The following is a 23,691-nucleotide window of genomic DNA, read 5'->3' as shown; positions in this document are numbered from 1 at the left end:
CGGTGAGGATCGTCGGCGGGCGGCTCGGAGGCCGCCGGCTCGCGGGACCACGCACGGACGCGATCCGGCCGACCACGGACCGGATGCGCGAGGCGTTGTTCAACGTCCTCGCCCATGCCTATGACGACGTGGTCGAGGGCGCGCGCGTGCTCGACCTCTTCGCCGGCACTGGCGCCTTCAGCTTCGAAGCGCTCTCCCGTGGCGCCGAATACGCCCTCCTCGTCGACGAGGGCTCGGAGGCGCGGGCGATCATCCGGAGCAATATCGAAGCGCTGGGCCTGGAAGGCGGGACCCGCCTGTTCCGCCGGGATGCCACCAAGCTCGGCCCGGCGGGGCCGGCTGGCCCCTTCGACCTGCTGTTCTGCGACCCGCCCTATAACCGTGATCTGGCCCCGAAGGCCCTCGCCTCCGCCGCTTCCGGCGGCTGGCTCGGCACTGGCGCCCTGGTCCTCGTCGAAGAAGCCGCCGCCGTGCAGGTGGCGCCGCCACCCGGGTTCACGGCGCTGGAGCGGCGCGATTACGGCGACAGCGCCGTCACGTTTCTTCGCTATCAGGGTTAATTTTCACGGGAAAACCGCTCGTTCCAGCGCCAGAGCCCAAAGGCGATGGCGAGGAGCACGAGGCCGGCGGCAAGCAGGCTGAGCGGCGTGGCGCCGAGCCGCTCGAACCACTGCGTATAGAAGTGGATCCCACCGAAGATCGCGGCGAGGTTGAGCACCCAGCGCCGGTTCTCCCGCACGGCCCAGGCACCGACCGCAAGCAGCGCGAGCGCCCAGCCGATCACGAAGGCCTCGGCCGGGATCGAGCGGCCGAACGACTCCCGCATCCCGGATTGCGTCTCGTCGCCCCAGAGCGAGCCGACCCAGAAGCCGAGATTGACCAGGAACAGCGCCGTGCGCGCGCCGATCAGGGCGAGCCGCTCGCCCGCAGGGGGCAGATGCTTCGACAGCCGGTAGAGGCCGAAGGCCAGGGCGGAGAAGACGAGCACCGTCGCCGCGGGCTCGGGAATCGCGATCGAATAGACCGCGTGGCTGTAGCCCGCGCGGGCGTCGAGGGCCCCGGACAGCCCGAACACGGCGAGCACCGCAAGCAGGCCGCTGCCCGAGAGCAGGGCAGCGACGGCGAAGACCGCCGTCACGGTCAGGAAGGAGGCGGCGCTGCCCTCCTGCAGGACGACGAGGCCGCCGCCGAAGAGCAGGGCGCCCACCAGCACGAGGATGGCGCCGAGCACCCGCCACGCAGCGAGCCGGGCGAGCAGGCCCGTACCTCCGGCCAGCATCAGCCCGCCGAGGGCGAGCGCCGCGCGGGGATCCGGCACCAGGGCGAGCGCCGCGAGGCTCACCGCGGCGACGCCGAAGCCGATCAGGATGTTGATGGCGAGGGAAGCGCCCTCCTTCGCCGAGAGGGCCAGGAGCCGGTCGTGCTCCTCCGCGGTGATCCGCCCCTCCGCCCGCAGGCGGGTGAGATCGAGGGTGACCTTCATGAGCCTCTCATTAGAATTATAATTGACTTACGAACCGCACGACGGCCAGTCTCCCAGCAACAAGATGCCGAAAATGCAACCGGAGGGAGAGGAGACGCACCATGGCCGCCACTTCTGCGAGCACCACCAAGCTGGGCGCTTGCCCGCATGACTGCCCCGACACCTGCTCGATGATCTATACCGTCGAGGATGGGCGCCTGACCGGTGTGCGCGGCAACCCGGACCATCCGATGACCCGGGGCGCACTCTGCACCAAGGTGCACGATTTCGAGCGGCACCACTACAATCCCGACCGCGTGCTCTACCCGATGCGCCGCACGGGCCCGAAGGGCTCGGGCCAGTTCACCCGGATCAGCTGGGCGGAGGCCCTCGACACGATCCATGACCGCTTCCAGGACGTGATCGCGACGCACGGCCGCGAAGCGATCCTGCCCTACAACTATCTCGGCAACGAGGGCGTGGTGCAGGGCCTCACCGTCGGCGATGCGTTCTTCAACCGGCTCGGCGCGAGCGTGGCGGAAAAAACATTCTGCGGCTCCGGCTCCTGCACGGCCTGGCTGCTCACCGTCGGCCCCACCAACGGCCTCGACCCGATGAGCTTCACGCAGTCGAAGTACATCATCATCTGGGGCTGCAACTCGATCTCCACGAACATCCACCACTGGCACGTGGTGAAGGAGGCTCAGCGCCGCGGAGCCAAGGTGGTGGTGATCGACCCCTACCGCTCCCGCACCGCCAAGGAGGCGGATTGGCACCTGATGCCGCGCCCCGGCACGGATGGCGCCCTGGCGATGGCGCTGATCCACTGTCTCATCAACGGCAACCTGATCGACCGGGACTATGTGGAGAAGCATACCCTCGGCTTCGACGCGTTGAAGGAGCGGGCCGCGCCCTTCACGCCGGAATACGCCGCCGGGATCTGCGGCGTCGCGGCGGAAGACATCCGCATGCTGGCCCATGAATACGCCACCACCCGCCACGCCGCGATCCGCCCCGGCGTGGCGGTGGAGCGCAGCGCCGGCGGCGCCCAGGCCCTGCGCGCCATCTTCTCCCTGCCGGCCCTGACCGGCGCCTGGAAGGACCCCGGCGGCGGCATCTATCAGATGCCGCTCTGGGAATTTCCCGTGCATTGGGACCGCGTCTGCCGGCCGGACTGGATCCCGGAGGGCACGCGGGCGGTCAACGTGCTCAAGCTCGGCGCGGTGCTGAACGGCGAGGCGGGACTGAATCCGGGCATCCACGCCCTGATGGTCTACAACGCCAACCCGGTCTCGAACTCCACCGAGACCGCCTCCATCAAGAAGGGCCTCGCCCGCGAGGACCTGTTCACGGTGGTGAGCGAGCACTTCGTCACCGACACGGCCCGCTACGCCGACATCCTTCTGCCGGCGACCATGGCGGCCGAGCACGACGACATGATGTTCTCGTGGGGCCACTTCTTCTTCACGCTCAATCAGAAGGCGATCGAGCCCCCGGGCGAGACCGTGTCGAACGCCGAGCTGTTCCGGCGCCTCGCCCAACGCTTCGGCTTCACCGATCCCCAGTTCTCCATGAGCGAGACCGAGCTGATGGAATGGTATCTCGACTGGGACAGCCCGAAGATGGCCGGCGCCAGCATGGCGCATTTCCGCGCGCATGGCTGGTATCGCCTCGATATCGGCGATCCCGAGACGCGCACGCCGCATGCGGAGGGCAACTTCCCGACCGCCTCGGGCAAGTGCGAGTTCTACTCGGAGGCCGCGGCCGCCAACGGCAACTTCGTCGCCCCGCCCTTCCGGCAGATGTACGAGGCGATGCAGGGCGGCGAGCCCCTCGACCCCCTGCCGGGCTACGTGCCGGCGAACGAACGGCCGGAGACGAACGGCGCGCTCGCCGCGCGCTTCCCCCTCAACATCGTCTCGCCGAAGAGCCACGGCTTCCTCAATTCGCAATACGCGAACGAGACCCACAAGATCGCCAAGCAGGGCAACCAGGCGATCCTGATCAACCCGCGGGATGCCGGCGGGCGGGCCATCACCGAGGGCGCCCTGGTACGGGTGTTCAACGACCGCGGCACCTTCCACGGCGAGGCGCGGGTGACGGAGGACGTGCCGCCGGGCGTGGTCGTCGCCTCCCTCGGCTACTGGCACGCCCTCAACCGCGACGGGGCGGTGAACGTGGTCTCTTCCGCCACCTATGGTGGCATGGGCCATTCCCCGACCTTCAGCGACAACCTCGTCGAGGTGCATCTCGCAGGATAGGCCGCCTCACGGCTCGCCGACAGGCACGGCGAGCCGCATGGTCGGATCCCGGGCCGCCGACCTCATGGCGGCGGCAGGCCTGGGGCAAGCTCACGGTCGCGGCAGGCAGGCCGAGAAGCGCGGCAGCACCGTCTCGGGCAGGATCGCGATCGCGGCTCCCCGGCTCGCGAAATTCTGGATGGCGGCAACCCGTCTCTCGGGCAGGGCGACACAACCCGCCGTGCCGGTCGTCGGCCCGCGCCAGACATGCAGGAAGATGCAGGAGCCCGCCCGTTGCGCGGCGTCGCTCGGATAATCGATGACGAGGCCCCGCCGATAGAGCGGTTCGGCGCCCATGTCCTCACCCTTCGGCGCAACGCGTCCCTGCCGGACCGGGACGAGATGGTTGTAGGCAGGCGAGTCCGGGTCGTCGACGCAGACCGTGCGGCCGGGTCTCAACACGAGGTGACCGGGCCGGACCGTCGCCGGAAAGCCGAAACTGCGGCCGAGCCAGTAGAGACCCGCGGGCGTACGACCGTCCCCTTCGCGCTTGACGGGCTCACCGGGTCGAGCGGCCTCGCGGAACGGATGACCCCAGGCGAGACCGTGGCGCCCGAGCACGACCGGTTCCGGTGGCGAGACGGCGTGCCAGGAGGCGTCCGCGCCGCTGCGCCGGAAAAGCCGGAGACGGCCGTTCCCGCTCGCGAAACCGGCGCCGGTCACCAGGACGAGCCGGTCGATGCCCGCCGGCAGAGATTCGCAGGCCCCCTCCCGCGCCTGGGCGGAGGCCGCCGCAAGCCCGACGAGAAACGGGGCGGCGCAGCGTCCGATCGGCAGAGGCAAGGCAGCAACCCGGTCCGCAGCCGGCACGCTCCCCGGCGGCCGGTGGCGAATCCTAGCGGCGCGCGGCGCGTCCGTCGACGGCGCGGTGGGTCCTCAGCGCTGGTTGTAGGGCCAGGCGGTCGAGGAGCTGAACAGATCGGTCTCGGCGGCGGTGCGATGACAGGCGCGGGTCTGGGCACCGACGGCATGGCCGGCGCGGCGCGCGGAGCGGACGAGGGCGCTCAGGAGCGTGATGATGCCCGGATCGCGGTCGATCGCCTCGACCTCCGGGCGGACGGGCTGGGCCGTGAGCACGGTCAGCATGGTGTGGATCCCCTTGGCGTCAGGTGGTGCGAAGCTTGGTGTCTCCTCCTTGTTGCATTGCAATATAAGCATGCTCCGGTCGCTCGTCCTTGCCCGGCCTCCGACTCAGACTTGCACTCAGATCATAGCGTCGAGATCAGTGCTTCACCGTTCCGCAAGATTCTCGTGATCCGGACGGTTGACCGCGGGGCGTCGAACCGTCATCCGCACGTCATTTCCAGGCATCAAGCACGCCGCTCCGCTCACGCGAGCCGCACGTCATTATCCGAAGGAGTGCCCTGCGCCATGTCCGACGCAACCCAGACCGAGTGGCCGGTCCACGGCCGCATCACCGGCCCGATCGTGATGATCGGCTTCGGCTCCATCGGCCGGGGGACGCTGCCGCTCATCGAGCGCCATTTCGAGTACGACAAGAAGCGCTTCACGGTCATCGAGCCCTCCGACGCGCACAAGGATCTCGCCGAGAAGCACGGCCTGCGCTTCGAGCAGGTGGCGCTGACCAAGGAGAACTACCGCGACGTCCTCACGCCCCTGCTGACCGAGGGCGGCGGCCAGGGCTTCTGCGTGAACCTCTCGGTCGACACCTCGTCGCGGGACATCCTGGAGCTCTGCCGTGAGCTGGGCGCGCTCTACATCGACACCGTCGCCGAGCCCTGGACCGGCTTCTACTTCGACAAGGGCCTGAGCCAGGCCGACCGCACCAACTACGCCCTGCGCGAGAACATCCTCGAGGCGCGCCGCGCCGCCCCCGGCGGCCCGACCGCCGTTTCCTGCTGCGGTGCAAACCCCGGCATGGTCTCCTGGTTCGTCAAGCAGGCGCTCCTGAACATCGCCAAGGATACCGGCTCGACCACCCCCGAGCCGAAGACCCGCGAGGAATGGGCCGCGCTGATGCGCGAGCTCGGCGTCAAGGGCGTCCACATCGCGGAGCGCGACACCCAGCGCGCCAAGCACCCCAAGCCCATGGGCGTGTTCGTCAACACCTGGTCGGTCGAGGGCTTCGTGTCCGAGGGCAACCAGCCGGCCGAGCTCGGCTGGGGCACGCACGAGACCTGGAAGCCCGAGAACGCCCGCGGCCAGGAGAAGGGCTCGCGCTGCGCGATCTTCCTGCTCCAGCCCGGCGCCGATACCCGCGTGCGTACCTGGGTGCCGACCGCCGGCGCGCAGTTCGGCTTCCTCGTCACCCACAACGAGGCGATCTCGATCTCCGACTACTACACGGTCCGCGAGAACGGCGAGGCGGTCTACCGTCCGACCTGCCACTACGCCTATCACCCGGCCAACGATGCCGTGCTCTCGCTGCACGAGATGTGGGGCAATGCCGGCAAGGTGCAGGAGAAGCACCACATCCTCGACGAGAACGAGATCGTCGACGGCATCGACGAACTCGGCGTGCTCCTCTACGGCCACAAGAAGAACGCCTACTGGTACGGCTCGCAGCTCTCCATCGAGGAGACCCGCCGCATCGCCCCCTACCAGAACGCGACCGGCCTGCAGGTGACCTCCGCCGTGCTCGCCGGCATGGTCTGGGCGCTGGAGAACCCGGAGGCCGGCATCGTCGAGGCCGACGAGATCGACTTCCGCCGCTGCCTCGAGGTGCAGACGCCGTATCTCGGCCCCGTCGTCGGCGTCTACACCGACTGGACCCCGCTCAGCGACCGCCCGGGCCTGTTCCCGGAGGACATCGACACGAGCGACCCCTGGCAGTTCCGCAACGTGCTGGTGCACGGCTAAGCGGCGGCTGGCCGCTCGCCCCGCGGGCGGCCCCTCGCCGACGACGGGACGGCGCGTCTCTCATTCCGAGGCGCGCGCCGTCCCGGCCGAGGCTCCCGCGCCGCCGGCCCGCCATGCTAGGATCGGCCCTCCTCACCGGAGGCTGATCATGGTCGCCGCCGCCCTCCGCGACACCCGCATGCAGGTCGCGGAGGATCGGGCCTGGGTCGAGGACCGGCCCGACGAGGAGCGCCGGCAGCCGGTCGACGGCGAGTCCGTGCCGATGGCCCCGCAGAGCGAGGGGCATCGGCAGATCGTCGCGAATCTCCTCGGACGCCTGTCCGGCCTCGCCCGCGCGCGCGACTGCCGGGCGATCCCGGGCATCGCCGTGCCGAGCGATACGATGGATACCTTCGCGCCGATCCCCGACGTGATCGTGCGCTGCGGCCCGAGGCTGCGTGACGGCGATGCCCGCGATCCGGTGCGCGTCGCCGAGGGGCTCTCGCCCCCCACCATGAGCCGGGACCGGGGGCGCAAGACCGACTTTTACCGCTCCATCCCCTCGCGGCACCTCTTCCTGATCGTCTATCAGGACGAAGCACGGGTGGACGTCTGGCGGCGGGGCGACGGGACAACCTGGGCGGAGGCCTGCGGGCTCGGCGCGGTCGTCGCCCTGCCCGAGCTCGACGGCACTCTTGCCGTGGCCGACCTCTACGACGACATCGGCTTCTGACACGAACGGCGCAGGCTCGGATTTGCCCCACTTCGAAGACTTCTACGCGAACAAGCTGCGCGGCTCCCTCGGCGTGACGGATGCGGATTCCGTGCTCGACCTGCGCGGCACGAACCGCCCCACGGCGGAGGCCTCGCTGAACGACATGCTGGAGCGCAGCCGCTTCGCCAAGGGCAAGACGGTGGCGATTCGCCTCGACCCGCCGCCGGAAGGGGGCGGCGAGACCCTGTTCCAGCCGGTGGGCCGCCAGCTCCTCGACGCCAAGCGCCGCGGCTGGATCGAGCGGCTGCAGACGCTGCCGGCCCAGGACGGGCTCGGTTTCTACGTGGCGCTCGCCGGCAAGCCGGAGCGGGAGCGCGACTGACCGGCATGGCCTGGAGCCGGCACGACAACGCCCTGGAGCATCTCGCCCGCTTCGGCTACGGCGCCCGCGGGCTCGTCTATTGCGTGGTGGGTGCCCTTGCCCTGCTGGCCGCCCTCGGACAGGGCGGCGCGGCAGGCGACAGCAAGGGCGCGCTGCGGAGCCTGATGGGCAGCCCCTTCGGCGCGGTCCTGGTCGGGGCCATCGCCCTCGGCCTCGCGGGCTTCGCCCTCTGGCGCCTCGTGGAAGGGACGATCGATGCCGACCGGCGCGGGCGCTCGGCCAAGGCGCTCGTCGTGCGCGGCGCGCATCTCGTCAGCGCCGCGACCTATGCCGCCCTCGCCGTCAGCGCCGGCCCACTCGCCTTCGGGATCGGCCGCGCCGCCGCCGGCGGGGACGGGGTGCAGGACTGGACGGCCTGGCTCCTGGGCCAGCCCCTCGGCCCCTGGCTCGTCGGCCTCGTCGGGCTGGGCGTCGCCGGGGCCGGGATCGGCTACCTCGCCAAGGCCTGGCGGGGCGACGTCGCCGCCCGTCTCTCGCTCCCGGGCGGCGCCGAGGCCTGGGTGAAGCCCCTCGGCCGTTTCGGCTATGCCGCGCGCGGAATCGTGTTCCTCCTGATCGCCGGCTTCGTGCTCGCGGCGGCCTGGACCCAGGCCTCCTCCGAGGCGCACGGCCTGTCCGGCGCCTTCGCGGCCCTGCGGGCGCAACCCTTCGGGCGGGTTCTGCTCGGGGTCGTCGCCGCGGGCCATCTCGCCTTCGGAGCCTTCGGCATGATCCAGGCCCGCTACCGCCATATCGACGCCCCGGATATCGACCGGGCGGACGACGCCGTGTCGAAATTGATCCGGCAGACCGCTGGCTCGTAGGTCATCGTCTGCGCCGGGTCGGCGCCCCACCCGTCGCGTTGACATCTCCCGAGGCGCCGCCGATACCCTGCGCGGCCTCCCGCGAAAGCATCATGCAGCAGCGCACCCTCAAGACGGCGGCGATGGTCGGCCACGATCTCGTGGCGACCGCGGCGGCGGTGATCCTCACTTTCGTGTTCCGTTTCCACGGCGACCAGCTGACGGAGCGGCTGCACGCCCTGCCGCTGCTGCTGCCCCCGTTCCTCGCCTTCGCCGGCTTCGTCTACGCCTGGTTCAAGCTCTACCGCACGAAGTGGCGCTTCGCCTCGCTGCCGGATCTCGCCGGCATCGTGCGGGCAGCGAGCGTCTGCGCCCTGACGCTGCTGGTGCTCGATTACGTCCTCGTTTCCGAGAACCTCTACGGCTTCTACTTCTTCGGCAAGATCGCCATCGCCCTCTACTGGGTGCTGCAGATCTTCCTGCTGGGCGGACCGCGCCTCGCCTTCCGCTACCTGAAATACACCCGCTCCCGGCAGAGCCATGCCCGCAGCGCCACCACCCCGACCCTGCTGCTCGGGCGCGGCGCCGATATCGAGATCGTGCTGCGCGCGATCGAGGCGGGCTCCGTGCGCCGGCTCGCGCCCAAGGGCATCCTCTCGCCGCGGGCGGACGAGGCGGGGCAGATGATGCGCGGCGTGCCCGTGCTCGGCGGCTTCCAGGACCTGGAGAAGGTCGTGGCCGATCTCGGCAATCGCGGCCTGCCGGTGCGCCGGCTCGTGGCCACGCCGAGCGCCCTCGCCCCGGAGGCGGAGCCCGACGACCTGATCGCCCGGGCCCGCCGGCTCGGCCTGCCGCTCGCCCGGGTGACGAGCCTCGGCGAAGGCATGCGCGACGCCGAGCTCGCCCCCCTCGAGATCGAGGATCTGCTGCTCCGTCCCACCGTCGCGATCGATCGGCCGCGGCTGGAGCGCTTCCTCACCGGCGCGCGGGTCATCGTCACCGGCGGCGGCGGCTCCATCGGCTCGGAGATCTGCGCCCGGGCTTTGGCCTTCGGCGCGAGCGCCCTGCTCGTGGTCGAGAATTCGGAGCCGGCCCTGCACGGCGTGCTCAACAGCCCGGCCCTGCTGACCGCGGAGGCCGAGCTGCGCGGCGCCCTCGCCGATATCCGCGACCGGGAGCGCATCGCGGCGCTCTTCGCGGAGTTCCGGCCCACCTACGTGTTCCACGCCGCGGCGCTCAAGCAGGTGCCCTATCTGGAGCGCGACTGGGCGGAGGGCATCAAGACCAACGTGTTCGGCTCGATCAACGTGGCCGAGGCCACGGTGGCGGCCGGCGCCCGGGCCCTGGTGATGATCTCCACCGACAAGGCGATCGAGCCGGTCTCCCAGCTCGGCGTCACCAAGCGTTTCGCGGAGATGGTGGCCCAGGCCCTCGACGCCGAGCAGGCCGGCCCGACGCCGACCCGCCTCATCGCCGTGCGCTTCGGCAACGTGCTCGGGTCGGTCGGCTCCGTGGTGCCGGTGTTCAAGGCGCAGATCGCCCGGGGCGGCCCCGTGACCGTCACCCATGCGGACATGGTGCGCTACTTCATGACCGTGCGCGAGGCCTCCGACCTCGTGCTCACCGCCGCCTCCCATGCCGACCGCGAAGCCCGCGAGCCGGCGACCGCCGCCTCCGACCAGCGCGCGGCGGTCTACGTGCTCAAGATGGGCCAGCCCGTGCGGATCAAGGATCTCGCCGAGCGGATGATCCGGCTCGCCGGCTTCGAACCGGGAGAGGACATCGAGATCCAGGTCACCGGCGCCCGGCCGGGCGAGCGCCTCAACGAGATCCTGTTCGCCCGCGAGGAGCCCCGGGTCACCCTCGACGGCATCGAGGGGGTGATGGCGGCCAAGCCCGTCTTCGCCGACCGCAGCGTGCTCGAGGCCTGGATCGCCCGCCTGCGGGCGGCCGTGGAGCGGGGCGACCGGGCCGCGGCGGAGGCGGTGTTCGAGGAGGCCGTCCCGGATTTCCGGCTGCGGGCGGGGGCGATCCCGGCCGCGCCCGTTTCCGCGCCGCAGGCCGTCTCCGCCTGATCAGGCGGAGAGGCGCGCGAGCTGCGCGAGCCCTTCGCGAGACGGGAAGGCCGGCGACCAGCCCAAGGCGGCGAGCCCGTCGGGGCGGGCGACCAGGGAGCCGGCGAGCCGGTCGAAGACCTCGCGGCGCCCCGTGACGTGGCAGGCGAGACCGATCAGCGGGGCGGGCACGGGCAGAAGGCCCGGTGCGCGGTCGAGCCCCTCGCGCAGGGCGCCGAGCATCTCGGGCAGGGTCAGCGGATCGGGATCGGCCACGATGAGCGGGCGGCGCAGGGGGCCGGCGACCCCGAGGGCGGTCGCCACCGCCGCCGAAAGGCTCTCCACCGAGACCAGCGAGCGGCGCCCGGAAAAACCGCCCAGCGGCAGGGGATAGGGCAGGCGCGCGAGCCGCAGCAACGCCGCCATGTTGCCCTTCACCCCCTCGCCGTAGACGAGCACGGGCCGCAGGGCCACCCAATCGAGATCGAGGGAGGCGAGCGCCTGCTCGGCGGCGAGCTTGGAGCGGCCATAGGCGTCGGTCGGCGCGGGCGCGTCATTGTCGCCGAGGGGAGCAGGGGCGCTCGGACCGGTCTGGGCGCGGATCGAGGAGAGGAAGACGAAGCGGCGCACCTTGGCCCGCTGCGCGGCCTCCGCCAGGTGCCGGGTCGCTTCCGTGTTGGAGGAGCGGAAATCGTCCTCCGGCGCACCGGACATGGCATGGGCGAGCCCCGCCGAATGCACCACCGCGTCGACGCCGGCCAGCGCGGCGGCCATGTTCATCGGCCGGGCGAGATCCCCGACCACGGCGCCGCTCGCCCCCTCCGGCAGCGTATCGATGGGCCGCCGCAGCAGCACGCGCACCCGGTAGCCCCGGGCGCTGAGCGTGCGCAGGAGATGGCGACCGATGAAGCCGGTGGCCCCGGTGAGGGCGATGGTCGGTCCGGTCACGCGCGCAGGGTCCTCGATGGCTTCGGCCTGGAGAAACGCCGCAGCAGGGCGGCCACGAGCGCGAGGGCGCCCGCGAGGCAGAGAAGCCTGACCGGCCAGGACGGCCAAAGCAAGCTCGCGGCGGCGAGCGCGTCGAGGGCGAGCCCCAGGGCGAAGACGGCGCCGACGACCTCGGGCACGGAGAAGCCGTTCACCGTGGCGACCTGGTAGAAATGCGAGCGATGGGCCTGCCAGACCTTCTCCCCGCGCTTCAGGCGCCAGAGCAGGGTGAGGGTCGCGTCGGCCACGGGATAGAGCGGCAGGATCAGCGCCGCCACGATCTGGCCCTCGAGCGCCAGCCGATAGAGCAGCCAGGCGACGAGGAGGCCGATGGGCAGCGAGCCGACATCGCCCATGAAGAGCCGCGCCACCGGCCGGTTGAAGGGCGCGAATCCGAGCAGCCCGCCGAGCAGGCCGGCCGCGAGGAGGGTGGGGACGGCTCCGAAGCCGCCTCCGAAGCCGAGGACGACCAGGAAGCCGCTAAGTGGCACCATCTCCGCCACCGTCATCCAGTCGAGCCCGTCCATGAAATTGACAAGGTTCACGAACCAAAGCCCAGCCAGGACGGCGATGATACGCTCCAGCCAGAGCGGCCATTCGGGCAGCAGCCGCCCGCCCGCCGCCATCACCACCGCCGCGACCGCCAGCGCCTGCAGCAGGAAGCGCAGGGCGGGGCTCAGGGGGCGGATGTCGTCGACCGCGCCGATCACGGCAAGCACCAGCGCCCCGATAACGAGCGTGAGGAATCCGGCGTCGCCGGCCCCGGCGGACAGGGCGAAGCCCACGGCCACGAGGAGCGCCGCAGCGACGATGGCGATACCGCCGCCCTGCGGCGTCGGCACCCTATGGCTCGAACGGGCATTCGGCCGGGCCAGCGCATAGCGGGCGAGCACGGGCTTCAGCAGCACGATCAGGCCGGCGCTGACGCCACAGGCGAGGGGCACGGCCAGGAGGGGAGCGAGCGTCATCCCCCCGCTTTAGCGCGCCTGCTCACGAAGGGCAGGCCCGATCCACTGCCGTGCCCGGCTTGTTTTGGCCGCAAATCGGAGCGACCCCAGGGACGGTGTCACGGCCAATGAGCGGTGGGCGCCGTCCGTTCCGGGGAAGCTTCGCCTTGCCGGCCGGCCGCCCCGCCGATACGACTTGCCGAACGCGCCTGCCTGTTCCGCCGGCCTCAAGAAATCGCCCCGTTGCGCACAGTCTCCTTCGTCCTCCTCCTGCTGACGGCCCTGGCCTGCGCCCTCGGGACGACCGGCCCCGCGCGTGCCGTGGAGGCGGTGCGCGTCACTCCGAACACGCCAGCGATCGACCTGACGCCGATGATCGAGCGCTACCGCTCGGACGGCGACCTGATCCAGATCTCGACCGCCCCGGCCAAGGACGGGATCGTGCGCCGCATCGTGGTGAAGGCCCGCGAGGCTGGGGCGCGACCGGACTGGATGGTGTTCGCGCTCACCAACGACACCGACGAGCAGATCCAGCGCCTGCTGGTGGCCCCGCATTTCCGGCTGGTCGGCTCCGGCGTGGTTTGGCCGGATCTCGGCGGTTCGCGCATCGCCGCCATCACCGCGAGCGAGGGCGAGCGCCCCGACCGCCAGGACGGGCTCGATGCCGACGAGTTCCTGATCACCCTCGACCCGGACACGACGATCACCTTCGTCGCCGAGCTGAAGGGCCCGAACATCCCGCAGGTCTATCTTTGGGACCAGGAGGCCTATCAGAAGAAGACCAGCGGCCTGACGCTCTACAAGGGCATCATCATCGGCATCTCGGGACTGCTCGCCCTGTTCCTGACGATCATCTTCGTGGTGCGCGGGGCGATCATCTTCCCGGCGGCAGCGGCGCTTGCCTGGTCGGTGCTCGCCTATGCCTGCATCGATTTCGGCTTCCTGCAGCGGGTCTTTCCGATCAACGAGGTGGCCGAGCGGATCTACCGGGCCTCGGCCGAGGCGGTGCTCGGCGCCACCCTTCTCGTCTTCCTATTCGCCTATCTCAACCTGTCGCGCTGGCACGTGCGCTACAGCCACGTCGCCTTCTTCTGGCTCGTCTTCCTCGCCGGCCTCGTCGGGCTCGCGGTGTTCGACCCGCCGGTGGCGGCGGGCGTGGCGCGCATCTCCATCGCCGCGGTGGCCGGGGTCGGCCTGCTGCTGATCCTCTATCTCGCCGTGCATAACGGCTACGACCGCGCCATCCTGCTGGTGCCGACCTGGATCCTGCTGCTGGTCTGGGTGGCGGCGGCGGGCTTCGCGGTGACGGGCCAGATCGGATCGGACCTCGTCCAGCCGGCCCTGATCGGCGGCCTCGTGCTCATCGTCATGCTGATCGGCTTCACGGTGATGCAGCACGCCTTCGCCGGAGGCGGCCTGAGCCACGCCCTCGTCTCGGACACAGAGCGCCGCGCCCTGGCGCTGACGGGGGCCGGCGACATCGTGTTCGACTGGGACGTGCCCGGCGACCGCGTCTATGCCGGCCAGGAAATCGAGCGTCAGCTCGGCCTGAAGCGCGGCGCCCTGGAAGGGCCGGCCGCGACTTGGCTCGGCCTGCTGCATCCCTTCGACGTGGAGCGCTATTCCGCCGCCCTCGATACGGTGATCGAGGAGCGCCGCGGGCGCATCGTCCACGATTTCCGCCTGCGCTCGACCGGGGGCGCCTATCACTGGTACCGGCTGAAGGCCCGGCCGGTGATCGGCACCGACGGCGAAGTGATCCGGGTGGTCGGCACCATCGCCGACGTGACCGAGTTGAAGACCGCCGAGGAACGGCTGCTGCACGACGCGGTGCATGACAGCCTGACCGGCCTGCCAAACCGCGAGTTGTTCTACGACCGCCTCGACGCCGCCATGGCGCTGGCCGGCCAGGACGCCCGGCTGAAGCCGACCGTGATCGTGCTCGACATCGACCGCTTCAAGACCGTCAACGACGCGGTCGGGCTGTCGGCGGGCGATTCCATCCTGCTCACCCTATCGCGCCGCCTCGGCCGGCTCCTGCGCCCACAGGACACGCTGGCCCGGGTCGCCGGCGACGAGTTCGCGGTGATCCTGCTCTCGGAGCGCGACCCCGACCGCATCCTCGCCTTCGCCGAGATGATCCGGCGCACCATCGCCACCCCGGTGACCTATGCCGAGCGCGAGGTTTTCCTCACCGTCTCGACGGGCATCGCCCTCTACGAGGCCGGCACCACCCTCAAGCGGGAGGAAGTGTTCAAGAACGCCCAGATGGCGATGATCCAGGCCAAGCGCGGCGGCGGCGACCGCATCGAGGTGTTCCGCGCCAACATGCGCACGGAGCGCTCCGACCGGCTGATGCTGGAGAGCGACCTGCGCCGCTCCCTGGAGCGAAACGAGATCAAGGTGCTGTTCCAGCCGATCGTGCGGCTGGAAGACCGGACGGTGGCGGGCTTCGAGGCCCTGCTGCGCTGGGACCATCCGCGCCTGGGGCGCATCTCGCCCTCAACCTTCATTCCCCTGGCCGAGGAGACGGGCTTCATCGTCCAGCTCGGCAATTTCGTGATCGAGCGCGCGGCGCTGGAGCTCGCCGCCTGGCAGCGCTCCCTCGACGTCGAGCCGCCGATCTTCGCCTCCGTCAACGTCTCCTCGCGCCAGCTCCTGCGCCACGACCTCCTGCACGATGTGAAGACCGTGCTGGCGCGCACCGGCGTGCTGCCGGGCTCGCTCAAGCTGGAGCTCACCGAGAGTCTGGTGATGGAGAACCCGGAATACGCCGCGCAGATGCTTGCCCGGATCCACGACCTCGGCGCCGGCCTCTCCCTGGACGATTTCGGCACCGGCTACTCGTCCCTGTCATATCTGCAGCGCTTCCCCTTCGACACGATCAAGATCGACCAGTCCTTCGTGCGGCAGATGGGCAGCGGGCAGGACGTGATCCTGCGCTCGATCGTGAAGATGGCGCAGGAGCTCGGCCTCGCGATCGTAGCGGAGGGCGCCGAGTCGGAGGCCGACGCCCAGGCCCTCCAGGATCTCGGCTGCGACTACGCCCAGGGCTTCGCCTTCGGCGAGCCGATGACGACGCTCCAGGCTCGCCAGCTCGTCGGCGCGACACCCGAGGCGGCCTGACCGGCGTCCCGGCGCGAAGCTGTCAAAAGCGTCCGGATCCTGAAGCGGGACGGCGCCGGAAAGCCAGATCTTAAACGTCCCTTAACCATGTCTGCCCAAAGCTGAGCGCGACACCGAAGATCGCTGTGGATGCGGTCGGGGCGGCGGTGAGGAGCGGGAAGCGATGGCCGAGGCGGCGAGGCGGGCGACGGGGGGGCACAGCAACGATGTCGTACGGCGTCTGATCGCCCGTCCGATCCGGCTGAAGCAGATGGACATCGAGGCGCCGCGTTCCACCGTCCCGGCAGTGCCCGCCCCAATCGAGATCGAACAGGACGTCCCGCAGCCCACTCCGGTACGCCCGGACGCGACGCAGCTTCAGGCCAATCTCCAGGTGCTCAAGGCGGTTCTCGCGGCCGAGCGCGAGGAGATCGCCAAGCTCAGGATCTGCGCCGGCCTCGATGGCGAGCAGCCCGAGCTCGGCGAGGAGGCCCGTGCCGTGCGCGAGCGCTGGGCCGCCATGGTCGACCGCCTGCTGCACGCCTCCGCCTGATGGCGCCCGAAGCGCCGCTTCCGTCGCTGCCACGGAAGAAGATGGAGACGACCATGAGCACGCGCTGCTCCCTCGTCGTCAATGGCAAGACCGTGCGTTGCGCCACCGGCGACACGCCCCTCGAAACCGCGCTCGCCGACGGCATGATCGCGGCCACCCAGGGCGTCCACGGCGTGACCGCCCTTGGCCAAGCCGCCCTGCGGCGCGGCCGGCCGCGTCTGCGCCGATCCGAAGCGGTGAAGCTTCCCGAGATCCCCGAGCGCGACGGCGAGGGGCTGGCGGAGGTCGAGCCGCGCGCCGGCAAGCCGGCCCTCGCCAAACGTGCCGGCACCCTCACAGAAGTGACGCGGCTCTCGCCCCGTCTGGTCCAGGCGGTGGTGACGCTCACCAAGCCTCTCGCCGTCGAGCCCGGGCATCAGGTCGTCCTGAGCCCGGAGGGCTTCGCGCCGCTGACCTTGACGCCGAGCCTGCGCGTGGACGGAGCGGCCGAACTGAACGAACTCGTCTTCCACCTGCGCTGCGGGCAGGAGGGCGCCGAGGAGGGCTTCGCCGCCGCCCTCGCGAACGGCCTCGCCCTCGGCCACGAGGTGAAGGCGAAGGGGCCGGTCGGCCGCGGCCAGTACCGCCCCGGGGGCGGTCGCCTCGTGCTGGTGGCCTCCGAGACGGGATTTGCCGGGATCTGGGCGATCGCCCGGGCCGCCCGCTACATCGAGCCCGCCCGCGAGATCCATCTCGTCGTCGGCGCGCGCGATCCCCTCGATCTCTACATGCGCCCTGCCCTGGACTGGCTGAAGGCGACGGGCGTATCACGCATCACCCTCGTCTCCGAACGCCACCGGCAGCGCCCGCCGGAGGTGCGGCCGGGCCCGCTCACCGCCCATGTGCCTTCCCTGCGGACGACGGACGCGGTCCATGTCTCGGGCTGCGCCGCGACGGTGGGTGCAGTGGAGGTGCTGGCGGCGGCGACCGGCGCACGCTGCTACCCGATCCCCCTCGATCCGAACGCCTGATTTCGGCGGGATCAGCCCCGCCAGCCGTAATCCCGCGCGTGCGTCGCCTGCCGGTGGAAGGCGAGGCGCCTATCGTATTCGAGGGGGTCCTTCGGCCTCACCAGGGCACCCGGCGGCACGTTCAGCCAATCGACGAGGCGGGTCAGCATGAAGCGCATGGCCGCGCCCCGAGCGAGGATCGGCAGCGCCGCGACCTCCTCGGGCTCGAGGCGCCGCGTCTCCTGATAGCCGGCGATCATCGCCTCGGCCTTGTCGTGGTGGAAGGTGCCGTCCGCCTCGAAGCACCAAGCGTTGAGCGAGATCGCGAGATCGTAGGCGAAGGCGTCGGTGCAGGCGAAGTAGAAATCGATCAGCCCCGACAGCGTGTCCCCGATGAAGAACACGTTATCGACGAAGAGATCGGCATGGATGACGCCTCCGGGCAGCCCCTCCGGCCAGGAGGCCTCCAGGACGGCGAGATCCTCGCGGGTGCGCGTCGCGAGCCCCGGGGCGACGTCGTCGGCCTGCGCCGCGCTCTGCGCGAAGAGGGGGCGCCAGGAGGCGACCGAGAGGTTGTTCGGCCGCACCATGCCGAAATTGCTGCCGGCCTCGTGCAGGCCGGCCAGGGCCCGCCCCAGGGCATAGCAATGGCCGGCATTCGGCCTGCTGACGGAGACGCCCTCCAAGAAGCTGACGATCACCGCCGGGCGCCCGCAAAGCCGGCCCAGGGCTACGCCGGCCCGGTTGCGCACGGGCTGCGGGCAGGCGAGCCCGCGCCGGGCGAGATGCTCCATCAGGTTGAGGAAGAAGGGCAGGTCCTCCTCGCGCACCCGCTTCTCGTAGAGGGTGAGGATGTAGTTGCCCGTGGTCGTGTGCAGGAAGAAGTTGGTGTTCTCCACCCCCTCCGCGATGCCCTTGTAGGAGAGCATCGCGCCGAGATCGTACTCGGCCAGGAAGGCGGCGAGCGCCGCATCGGGGACCTCGGTGTAGACGGCCACGGGACTTGCTTTGCTCACGGGGTCGAAAAAAGGGGCGCCGGCTTCAGCCGTGCGCCCCCGCCGTCATGATCCGTCCCGAGGGACGGAACCTGTTTGGAAGCCTATTCGGCCGCCTCGCTGCGCAGCTCGCGCGGCAGCGGGAAGGACATATCCTCGATCGTCACCGAGACCTGATCCACGGTCACGTCGAATCGGGCGGCGAAGGCGTCGATGATCTCCTCGACGAGCACCTCCGGCGCGGAGGCGCCGGCGGTGAGGCCGAGGCGGCGCACGCCCTGGAAGGCGTCCCAGTCGATCTCCTCCGCCCGGAGCACGAGGCGGGTGATCGGGCAGCCGGCGCGCTCGGCGACCTCGCGCAAGCGCTGCGAGTTGGAGGAGTTCGAGGAGCCGACCACGATCAGGGCGTCGACCCGCGGCGCGACCTCCTTCACCGCCTCCTGGCGGTTGGTGGTGGCGTAGCAGATGTCGTCCTTGTGCGGGCCGTGGATGCCGGCGAACTTGGCCTTGAGCGCCTCGACGATGTGCTTGGTATCGTCGATCGAAAGGGTGGTCTGCGTCACCCAGGCAAGTTCCTGGTTGGCCGGGGGCTCCAGGGCGGCGATCTGCTCGATATCCTCGACGAGGGTGATCGAGCCCTTGGGCAGCTGGCCCATGGTGCCCACCACCTCGGGATGGCCGGAATGGCCGACGAGCAGCACGTGGCGGCCGCGCTTGTGGTGGATCTCGGCCTCGCGGTGGACCTTGGTCACCAGCGGGCAGGTGGCGTCGATCGTGGTCAGCCCGCGCATGTCCGCATTCTGCGGCACGGTCTTGGCAACGCCGTGGGCGGAGAAGATGACGGGCGCGCCGCTGTCTGGCACCTCGTCGAGCTCGCGGACGAACACGGCGCCCTTCCGCTTCAGCGTCTCGACCACGTACTTGTTGTGCACGATCTCGTGACGGACATAGACCGGCGCACCGTAGATCGCGAGCGCCCGCTCCACGACGTCGATCGCCCGTACCACGCCGGCGCAGAAGCCGCGCGGGGCGCAGAGCAGGATTTCGAGGGGTGGCTTCTCGCCGGTGATGGCCGGCTGGGGCACCCGATCGGGATCGGCAGTCAGGTTGATGGTGTCGGCGCTCATGATCCGCGGGATGTGCGAGGGGCGGGTCGGGCTGTCAACAGCGCCGGGACATAAGGCCCCGGTCCGTGCCGTCTGTAACACATCCCGCACGCGACGTGACCCCCATGCACGTCGATCGCTGCCCCACGATCAACCTGGGGTCTCTTGGACCGACCTTCGGCTGGACCTCCCGTCGCGTTTCAGGCGCCGGCGGCCCCTCCGACGTGTGAAGAATGGCACCCGTCGCGGCCTCGCGCCGCCGGGCGCGCCGGGCTATGGGCGGGGAACCGTCTCACGCTGATCGGAGTGCCATGGCGAACGCCACGACTCATGCGAGCTTCCTGCCGCCGGTCCTGACCTTCCTGACCGCGGCAGTGGTCGGCGTGCCGATCGTGCGGCTGCTCGGCCAGAGCGCCGTGCTCGGCTACCTCGTGGCCGGGGTGGTGATCGGCCCCTCGGGCTTCTCGCTGATCGCCGAGCCCGAGACCGCGGCGAGCGTCGCCGAGATTGGCGTGGTGCTCCTCCTTTTCATCGTCGGGCTCGAGCTGGAATTGTCGCGGCTCGTCTCGATGCGCCGCGACATCTTCGGCCTCGGCGCCGCGCAGCTCGCCGTCTGCGCCCTGATCCTGGCCGGCGCAGGCGCCCTGTTCGGCCTCCACGCCGGCGCCGCCACGGTGATCGGCGTCGCGCTGGCGCTCTCGGCGACGGCGGTGGCCCTGCAGCTCCTGGAGGAGCGGGGCGATCTCGGCACCTCCTACGGCAGCCGCGCCTTCGCGGTGCTGCTGTTCCAGGACATCTCCGTCGTCGCGATCCTCGCCCTGCTGCCGCTGATGGCCTCGGCCGGGGGGACGCCGGAGGGCGGCTGGCTCTCCGAAGCCCTGCATTCCGGCGCAACCGCGGCCGGGGCGATCCTCGGTGTGGTGCTGATCGGGCGCTACGGCCTCAACCCGCTCTTCCGCCTGCTCGCCGCCTCCGGCGGGCGCGAGGTGATGACAGCCGCGGCCCTGCTGGTGGTGCTCGGCACGGCGCTGATCATGGAGGAGGTCGGCCTCTCCATGGCGATGGGCGCCTTCCTCGCCGGGGTGATGCTCGCCGAATCGAATTTCCGCCACCAGCTCGAAGCCGATATCGAGCCCTTCCGCGGCATGCTGCTCGGCCTGTTCTTCATGAGCGTCGGCATGTCGATCGACGGGCGGCTGGTGGCGGCGCAATGGCCGACCCTGTTCGGGGCCACCGCCCTGGCGATCGGCGTGAAGATCCTGCTCGTCTCCCTGCTGTTCCGCCTGTTCGGCTCCCCCTGGCTCGATGCGGTGCGCGGCGGCGCGGTGCTGGCGCCGGCGGGCGAGTTCGCCTTCGTGATCCTGCCCGCGGCGGGCGATCTGAACATCGTCGACGCCACCGCCACGCGGTTCGCGGTGGCGCTCGCGGCGCTGACCATGCTCGTCGGCCCCGTGGCCGCCAAGGGCCTCGACGCGCTGCTCGCCGCGCGCCGCCCGGAGGTGGAGGAGCCGCCCCCAGATCTCGTCGAGACCACCGAGACCCGAGTGCTGGTGATCGGCTTCGGGCGCTTCGGGCAAATCCTGACGCAGGTCCTGCTCGCGGAGGGAATCAGCGTCACCGTGATCGACAAGGACGTGGAGCAGATCCGCGCCGCCACCCGCTTCGGTTTCCGGATCTATTACGGGGACGGCACCCGGCTCGACGTGCTGCGGGCGGCCGGGATCGGCCGGGCCGAGCTCGTTTGCATCTGCATCGACGACGCCCAAGCGGCTCTGAAGATCGTGGACGTGGTGCACGAGGAATTCGCCAACGTGCGCACCTATGTGAGGGCCTATGACCGCACCCACGCCGTCGAGCTGATGAACCGCGATGTCGACTTCCAGCTGCGCGAGACGGTCGAATCGGCCCTGACCTTTGGCCGGGCCGCCCTCGAAGGGCTCGGGGTGCCGGCGGAAGCGGCGGCGCAGCGCGCCGAGGACGTGCGCAAGCGCGACGTGGCCCGGCTGGTGCTCCAGCAGGCCGGCGCCCTGCCGGACGGTGTCGGCTGGATGCGCGGCGGCACGGGGGAACTGCGTCCCGAGCCGCTTACCGCGCCGCAGCGCCCGGCCCGCGCCCTCAGCGCCGAGACCCGCGGCCTGATCGGCTCCGAGCGCCAGCTCGCGGCCCAGCGCGTGCTGGAGCCGGAGGAGGCGGAGGAAAGCTGAACGCGTCCCGGCGGAGCCCGGGGCTCCGCCGGCGGGGGGTTGCCCGCGTCAGCCCTCGCGCACGAAGATCATGGTCGAGAGCGGCGGCAGGGTCAGGCTGAGGGAATGGGGCAGGCCGTGGCTCTCCTGAGCCTCGGCCTGGACGCCGCCCATATTGCCCAGGTTCGAGCCGCCGTAGCGCTCCGCGTCCGAGTTGATCGCCTCGCGGTAGAAGCCGCCCGCCGGCACGCCGATGCGGTAGCCCTCCCGCGGCACGGGGGTGAAGTTCGAGACCACGACGGCGATTTCGCCCTCCCGTCCCTTGCGCGCCCAGGCGATCACGCTGTTGTCCTGGTCGTCCGCCACCAGCCACTGGAAACCGCCGGGTTCGGTGTCGCGCGCGTAGAGCGCGGGCGTCGCCACGTAGAGCCGGTTCAGGTCGGCGATCAGGTCCTTCACGCCGCGGTGGAAGGGGTCGTCGAGCAGGTGCCAGTCGAGGGACTGGTTGTGGTTCCACTCCCGCTCCTGGCCGAACTCGCCGCCCATGAAGAGCAGCTTCTTGCCGGGATGCCCCCACATGAAGCCGAAATAGGCGCGCAGGTTCGCGAATTTCTGCCAACGATCGCCGGGCATGCGGCCGAGCAGCGAGCCCTTCCCGTGCACCACCTCGTCGTGGGAGAGCGGCAGCACGAAGTTCTCGGAGAAGGCGTAGAGCAGCCCGAAGGTCAGGTTGTGGTGGTGGTAGCGCCGGTGGATCGGATCTTCGGAAATGTATTTCAGGGTGTCGTGCATCCACCCCATGTTCCATTTGAAGCCGAAGCCGAGGCCGCCCGTATAGGTCGGGTGCGAGACGCCCGGCCAGGAGGTCGATTCCTCCGCCACCGTGATCGTGCCCGGGGCGTGGCTGTAGGTCGCCTCGTTGGTCTTCCGGAGGAAGTTGATCGCGTCGAGGTTCTCGTTGCCGCCATACTGGTTGGGGATCCACTCCCCGGCGCGGCGTGAATAGTCGAGATAGAGCATCGAGGCGACGGCATCCACACGCAGGCCGTCGAGGTGGTAATGCTCCAGCCAGAAGCGGGCATTGGCGGCGAGGAAAGCCGAGACCTCCGTGCGCCCGAAATTGTAGATGTAGGTGCCCCAATCCTGGTGGAAGCCCTGGCGGGGATCGGCATGCTCGTAGAGATGCGTGCCGTCGAACAGGCCGAGGCCGTGGGCGTCGAGGGGGAAGTGGCCCGGCACCCAGTCGAGCAGGACGCCGATGCCCGCCTCGTGCGCGGCGTTGACGAAGGCGACGAAGTCATCGGGCGTGCCGAAGCGGCTCGTCGGCGCGAACAGCGAGACCGGCTGGTAGCCCCAGGAACCGTCGAACGGATACTCGGTGATCGGCAGGAGCTCGATATGGGTAAAGCCCATCTCCTTCACGTAGGGGATGAGGCGCTGCGCCAGCTCCTTGTAGGTCAGGTAGCGGTTGCCCTCGTCCGGCACCCGGGCCCAGGAGCCGAGATGGACCTCGTACACGGCCATGGGCACGTGGCGCGGATCCTTCTCGCCGCGCGTCCTCATCCAGGCGTCGTCGTGCCAGGCGGGCTCGCCGGTGCCCTGGAGCACGGAGGCCGTCTCCGGCGGATGCTGGGCGCGGAAGGCGACGGGATCGGCCTTGAGCGGCAATAGCGCCCCGTCGGGGCCGCGGATCTCGAACTTGTAGTTCTGCCCTACCTTCAGGCCCGGTACGAACAGCTCCCAGACGCCGCCATCCGGCCAGAGCCGCATGGGATGGCGCCGGCCGTCCCAGTCGTTGAAGTCGCCGACGATGCTCACGCGCTTGGCGTTCGGCGCCCAGACCGCGAAGCGGAACCCGTCGATGCCGTCGAGCGTGCCGGCCTGGGCACCGAGCACGCGGTAGACCGCGTTGCTGCCGACCTCGCGCAGGGCATGCAGGTCCTGCTGCTCCAGGGACGAGCCGAAGCCGTAGGGGTCGTGGCGGTTGCGGGTGCTGCCGTCCCAGAAGGCGACCTCAATCTCGTAGAGGGGCCGCCCCTCGCTCTTCACCCGCGCGACATAGAAGCCGTCCGGATGCACCCGCTCGAACGGGATGCGCTGGCCGGCGGTGAGGAGGGTCGCCCCCTGGGCTTCGGGCAGCACCACCCGGACCTCCCAGGCACCGGCGCCGGCCTGATGTGGGCCGAGCACGGCGAAGGGGTCGCCATGGTCGGCCGCCATGATGGCGGCGACCGCTTCGGGGCTCACAGCGATGCCCGAGGGAATCGTGGAA

Annotated in this window: 19 protein-coding genes; 11 read left to right on the top strand and 8 right to left on the bottom strand. The window is 70.5% G+C overall.

Annotated elements, in window-relative coordinates; all coding sequences use genetic code 11:
* Positions 1-2 precede the first annotated feature (2 nt).
* Positions 3-560, top strand: a complete 558-nt coding sequence (gene rsmD, locus MMB17_RS07845) for a 16S rRNA (guanine(966)-N(2))-methyltransferase RsmD (protein WP_241101692.1) — start codon at positions 3-5, stop codon at positions 558-560.
* Here rsmD and MMB17_RS07840 read toward each other — a convergent pair.
* Positions 557-1,483 (bottom strand): hypothetical protein, encoded by a 927-nt coding sequence (locus tag MMB17_RS07840; protein ID WP_241101691.1) that lies wholly within the window; start codon positions 1,481-1,483, stop codon positions 557-559. The genes rsmD and MMB17_RS07840 overlap by 4 nt on opposite strands.
* A 101-nt stretch (positions 1,484-1,584) precedes the next feature.
* Here MMB17_RS07840 and MMB17_RS07835 point away from each other — a divergent pair, with 101 nt between their 5' ends.
* Positions 1,585-3,723: a molybdopterin-containing oxidoreductase family protein gene (locus MMB17_RS07835; protein ID WP_241101690.1), complete on the top strand. Its 2,139-nt coding sequence runs from the start codon at positions 1,585-1,587 to the stop codon at positions 3,721-3,723.
* Positions 3,724-3,813: 90 nt separating this feature from the next.
* Here MMB17_RS07835 and MMB17_RS07830 read toward each other — a convergent pair whose 3' ends face one another.
* Entirely contained in the window at positions 3,814-4,545 is a 732-nt protein-coding gene (locus MMB17_RS07830) for a L,D-transpeptidase family protein (RefSeq protein ID WP_241101689.1), read from the bottom strand.
* A 93-nt stretch (positions 4,546-4,638) separates the two neighbouring features.
* Positions 4,639-4,848 (bottom strand): hypothetical protein, encoded by a 210-nt coding sequence (locus MMB17_RS07825; protein ID WP_238309289.1) that lies wholly within the window; start codon positions 4,846-4,848, stop codon positions 4,639-4,641.
* 285 nt (positions 4,849-5,133) lie between these two features.
* On the opposite strand from MMB17_RS07825, the gene MMB17_RS07820 reads away from it, so the two are divergent.
* The 5 genes from MMB17_RS07820 to MMB17_RS07800 all read left to right on the top strand — a co-directional run bounded on the left by MMB17_RS07820 (position 5,134) and on the right by MMB17_RS07800 (position 10,575).
* Positions 5,134-6,582: a homospermidine synthase gene (locus MMB17_RS07820; protein WP_238309290.1), complete on the top strand. Its 1,449-nt coding sequence runs from the start codon at positions 5,134-5,136 to the stop codon at positions 6,580-6,582.
* A 148-nt stretch (positions 6,583-6,730) separates the two neighbouring features.
* Positions 6,731-7,294 carry a Uma2 family endonuclease gene (locus MMB17_RS07815; RefSeq protein ID WP_241101688.1) on the top strand — a complete coding sequence of 188 codons (564 nt, stop codon included), beginning with the start codon at positions 6,731-6,733 and terminating at the stop codon, positions 7,292-7,294.
* Between the two features lie 22 nt (positions 7,295-7,316).
* The gene (locus tag MMB17_RS07810) at positions 7,317-7,658 is read left to right on the top strand and encodes a hypothetical protein (RefSeq protein ID WP_241101687.1); all 342 of its coding nucleotides are present in this window, start codon (positions 7,317-7,319) and stop codon (positions 7,656-7,658) included.
* Between the two features lie 5 nt (positions 7,659-7,663).
* Positions 7,664-8,521, top strand: coding sequence for a DUF1206 domain-containing protein (locus MMB17_RS07805; RefSeq protein ID WP_241101686.1), 858 nt, complete (start codon positions 7,664-7,666; stop codon positions 8,519-8,521).
* A 92-nt stretch (positions 8,522-8,613) separates the two neighbouring features.
* A complete protein-coding gene (locus MMB17_RS07800) occupies positions 8,614-10,575 on the top strand; it encodes an SDR family NAD(P)-dependent oxidoreductase (RefSeq protein ID WP_241101685.1) in 1,962 nt (653 codons plus the stop codon).
* Here MMB17_RS07800 and MMB17_RS07795 read toward each other — a convergent pair whose 3' ends face one another.
* Together MMB17_RS07795 and MMB17_RS07790 are read right to left on the bottom strand one after the other, a co-directional pair.
* Complete coding sequence (locus MMB17_RS07795; RefSeq protein WP_241101684.1) at positions 10,576-11,502, bottom strand: NAD-dependent epimerase/dehydratase family protein; 927 nt, start codon at positions 11,500-11,502, stop codon at positions 10,576-10,578.
* A complete protein-coding gene (locus tag MMB17_RS07790; RefSeq protein WP_238309296.1) occupies positions 11,499-12,509 on the bottom strand; it encodes an MraY family glycosyltransferase in 1,011 nt (336 codons plus the stop codon). The genes MMB17_RS07795 and MMB17_RS07790 overlap by 4 nt, the downstream gene beginning before the upstream one ends.
* 222 nt (positions 12,510-12,731) lie before the next feature.
* Between MMB17_RS07790 and MMB17_RS07785 the strand changes: the two genes are divergently transcribed.
* From MMB17_RS07785 to MMB17_RS07775, 3 genes are all read left to right on the top strand, one after another.
* Positions 12,732-15,614 (top strand): sensor domain-containing phosphodiesterase, encoded by a 2,883-nt coding sequence (locus tag MMB17_RS07785; RefSeq protein WP_241101683.1) that lies wholly within the window; start codon positions 12,732-12,734, stop codon positions 15,612-15,614.
* 163 nt (positions 15,615-15,777) lie between these two features.
* Positions 15,778-16,146 (top strand): hypothetical protein, encoded by a 369-nt coding sequence (locus MMB17_RS07780; protein ID WP_241101682.1) that lies wholly within the window; start codon positions 15,778-15,780, stop codon positions 16,144-16,146.
* A 41-nt stretch (positions 16,147-16,187) separates the two neighbouring features.
* Positions 16,188-17,156 carry a ferredoxin reductase domain-containing protein gene (locus tag MMB17_RS07775; RefSeq protein ID WP_373324873.1) on the top strand — a complete coding sequence of 323 codons (969 nt, stop codon included), beginning with the start codon at positions 16,188-16,190 and terminating at the stop codon, positions 17,154-17,156.
* Positions 17,157-17,167: 11 nt separating this feature from the next.
* On the opposite strand, the gene MMB17_RS07770 is transcribed toward MMB17_RS07775, so the two are convergent.
* Together MMB17_RS07770 and ispH are read right to left on the bottom strand one after the other, a co-directional pair.
* On the bottom strand, positions 17,168-18,133 hold the full coding sequence (locus MMB17_RS07770; protein WP_241101681.1) for a homoserine kinase: 966 nt from the start codon (positions 18,131-18,133) through the stop codon (positions 17,168-17,170).
* 101 nt (positions 18,134-18,234) lie between these two features.
* Complete coding sequence (gene ispH, locus MMB17_RS07765; protein ID WP_238309301.1) at positions 18,235-19,257, bottom strand: 4-hydroxy-3-methylbut-2-enyl diphosphate reductase; 1,023 nt, start codon at positions 19,255-19,257, stop codon at positions 18,235-18,237.
* 290 nt (positions 19,258-19,547) lie between these two features.
* Between ispH and MMB17_RS07760 the strand changes: the two genes are divergently transcribed.
* A complete protein-coding gene (locus tag MMB17_RS07760) occupies positions 19,548-21,440 on the top strand; it encodes a monovalent cation:proton antiporter-2 (CPA2) family protein (RefSeq protein ID WP_241101680.1) in 1,893 nt (630 codons plus the stop codon).
* A 48-nt stretch (positions 21,441-21,488) separates the two neighbouring features.
* On the opposite strand, the gene glgB is transcribed toward MMB17_RS07760, so the two are convergent.
* Positions 21,489-23,639 (bottom strand): 1,4-alpha-glucan branching protein GlgB, encoded by a 2,151-nt coding sequence (gene glgB, locus MMB17_RS07755; protein WP_420847372.1) that lies wholly within the window; start codon positions 23,637-23,639, stop codon positions 21,489-21,491.
* Positions 23,640-23,691 lie beyond the last annotated feature (52 nt).

Source organism: Methylobacterium organophilum, from assembly GCF_022533465.1.
In the GTDB taxonomy this organism is placed as follows: Bacteria; Pseudomonadota; Alphaproteobacteria; order Rhizobiales; family Beijerinckiaceae; genus Methylobacterium; species Methylobacterium organophilum.
Note: the sequence above shows the minus strand (reverse complement) of the source record. Positions and strands in the feature narration are given on the sequence as shown.

What these genes read in the sequence shown, in the direction of transcription:
- MMB17_RS07840 (WP_241101691.1), bottom strand. Translation starts at nt 1,483, where the DNA reads ATGAAGGTCACCCTCGATCTCACCCGCCTGCGGGCGGAGGGGCGGATC.
- MMB17_RS07835 (WP_241101690.1), top strand. Translation starts at nt 1,585, where the DNA reads ATGGCCGCCACTTCTGCGAGCACCACCAAGCTGGGCGCTTGCCCGCAT.
- MMB17_RS07825 (WP_238309289.1), bottom strand. Translation starts at nt 4,848, where the DNA reads ATGCTGACCGTGCTCACGGCCCAGCCCGTCCGCCCGGAGGTCGAGGCG.
- MMB17_RS07820 (WP_238309290.1), top strand. Translation starts at nt 5,134, where the DNA reads ATGTCCGACGCAACCCAGACCGAGTGGCCGGTCCACGGCCGCATCACC.
- MMB17_RS07815 (WP_241101688.1), top strand. Translation starts at nt 6,731, where the DNA reads ATGGTCGCCGCCGCCCTCCGCGACACCCGCATGCAGGTCGCGGAGGAT.
- MMB17_RS07805 (WP_241101686.1), top strand. Translation starts at nt 7,664, where the DNA reads ATGGCCTGGAGCCGGCACGACAACGCCCTGGAGCATCTCGCCCGCTTC.
- MMB17_RS07800 (WP_241101685.1), top strand. Translation starts at nt 8,614, where the DNA reads ATGCAGCAGCGCACCCTCAAGACGGCGGCGATGGTCGGCCACGATCTC.
- MMB17_RS07790 (WP_238309296.1), bottom strand. Translation starts at nt 12,509, where the DNA reads ATGACGCTCGCTCCCCTCCTGGCCGTGCCCCTCGCCTGTGGCGTCAGC.
- MMB17_RS07780 (WP_241101682.1), top strand. Translation starts at nt 15,778, where the DNA reads ATGGCCGAGGCGGCGAGGCGGGCGACGGGGGGGCACAGCAACGATGTC.
- MMB17_RS07775 (WP_373324873.1), top strand. Translation starts at nt 16,188, where the DNA reads ATGGAGACGACCATGAGCACGCGCTGCTCCCTCGTCGTCAATGGCAAG.
- ispH (WP_238309301.1), bottom strand. Translation starts at nt 19,257, where the DNA reads ATGAGCGCCGACACCATCAACCTGACTGCCGATCCCGATCGGGTGCCC.
- MMB17_RS07760 (WP_241101680.1), top strand. Translation starts at nt 19,548, where the DNA reads ATGGCGAACGCCACGACTCATGCGAGCTTCCTGCCGCCGGTCCTGACC.
- glgB (WP_420847372.1), bottom strand. Translation starts at nt 23,639, where the DNA reads ATGGCGGCCGACCATGGCGACCCCTTCGCCGTGCTCGGCCCACATCAG.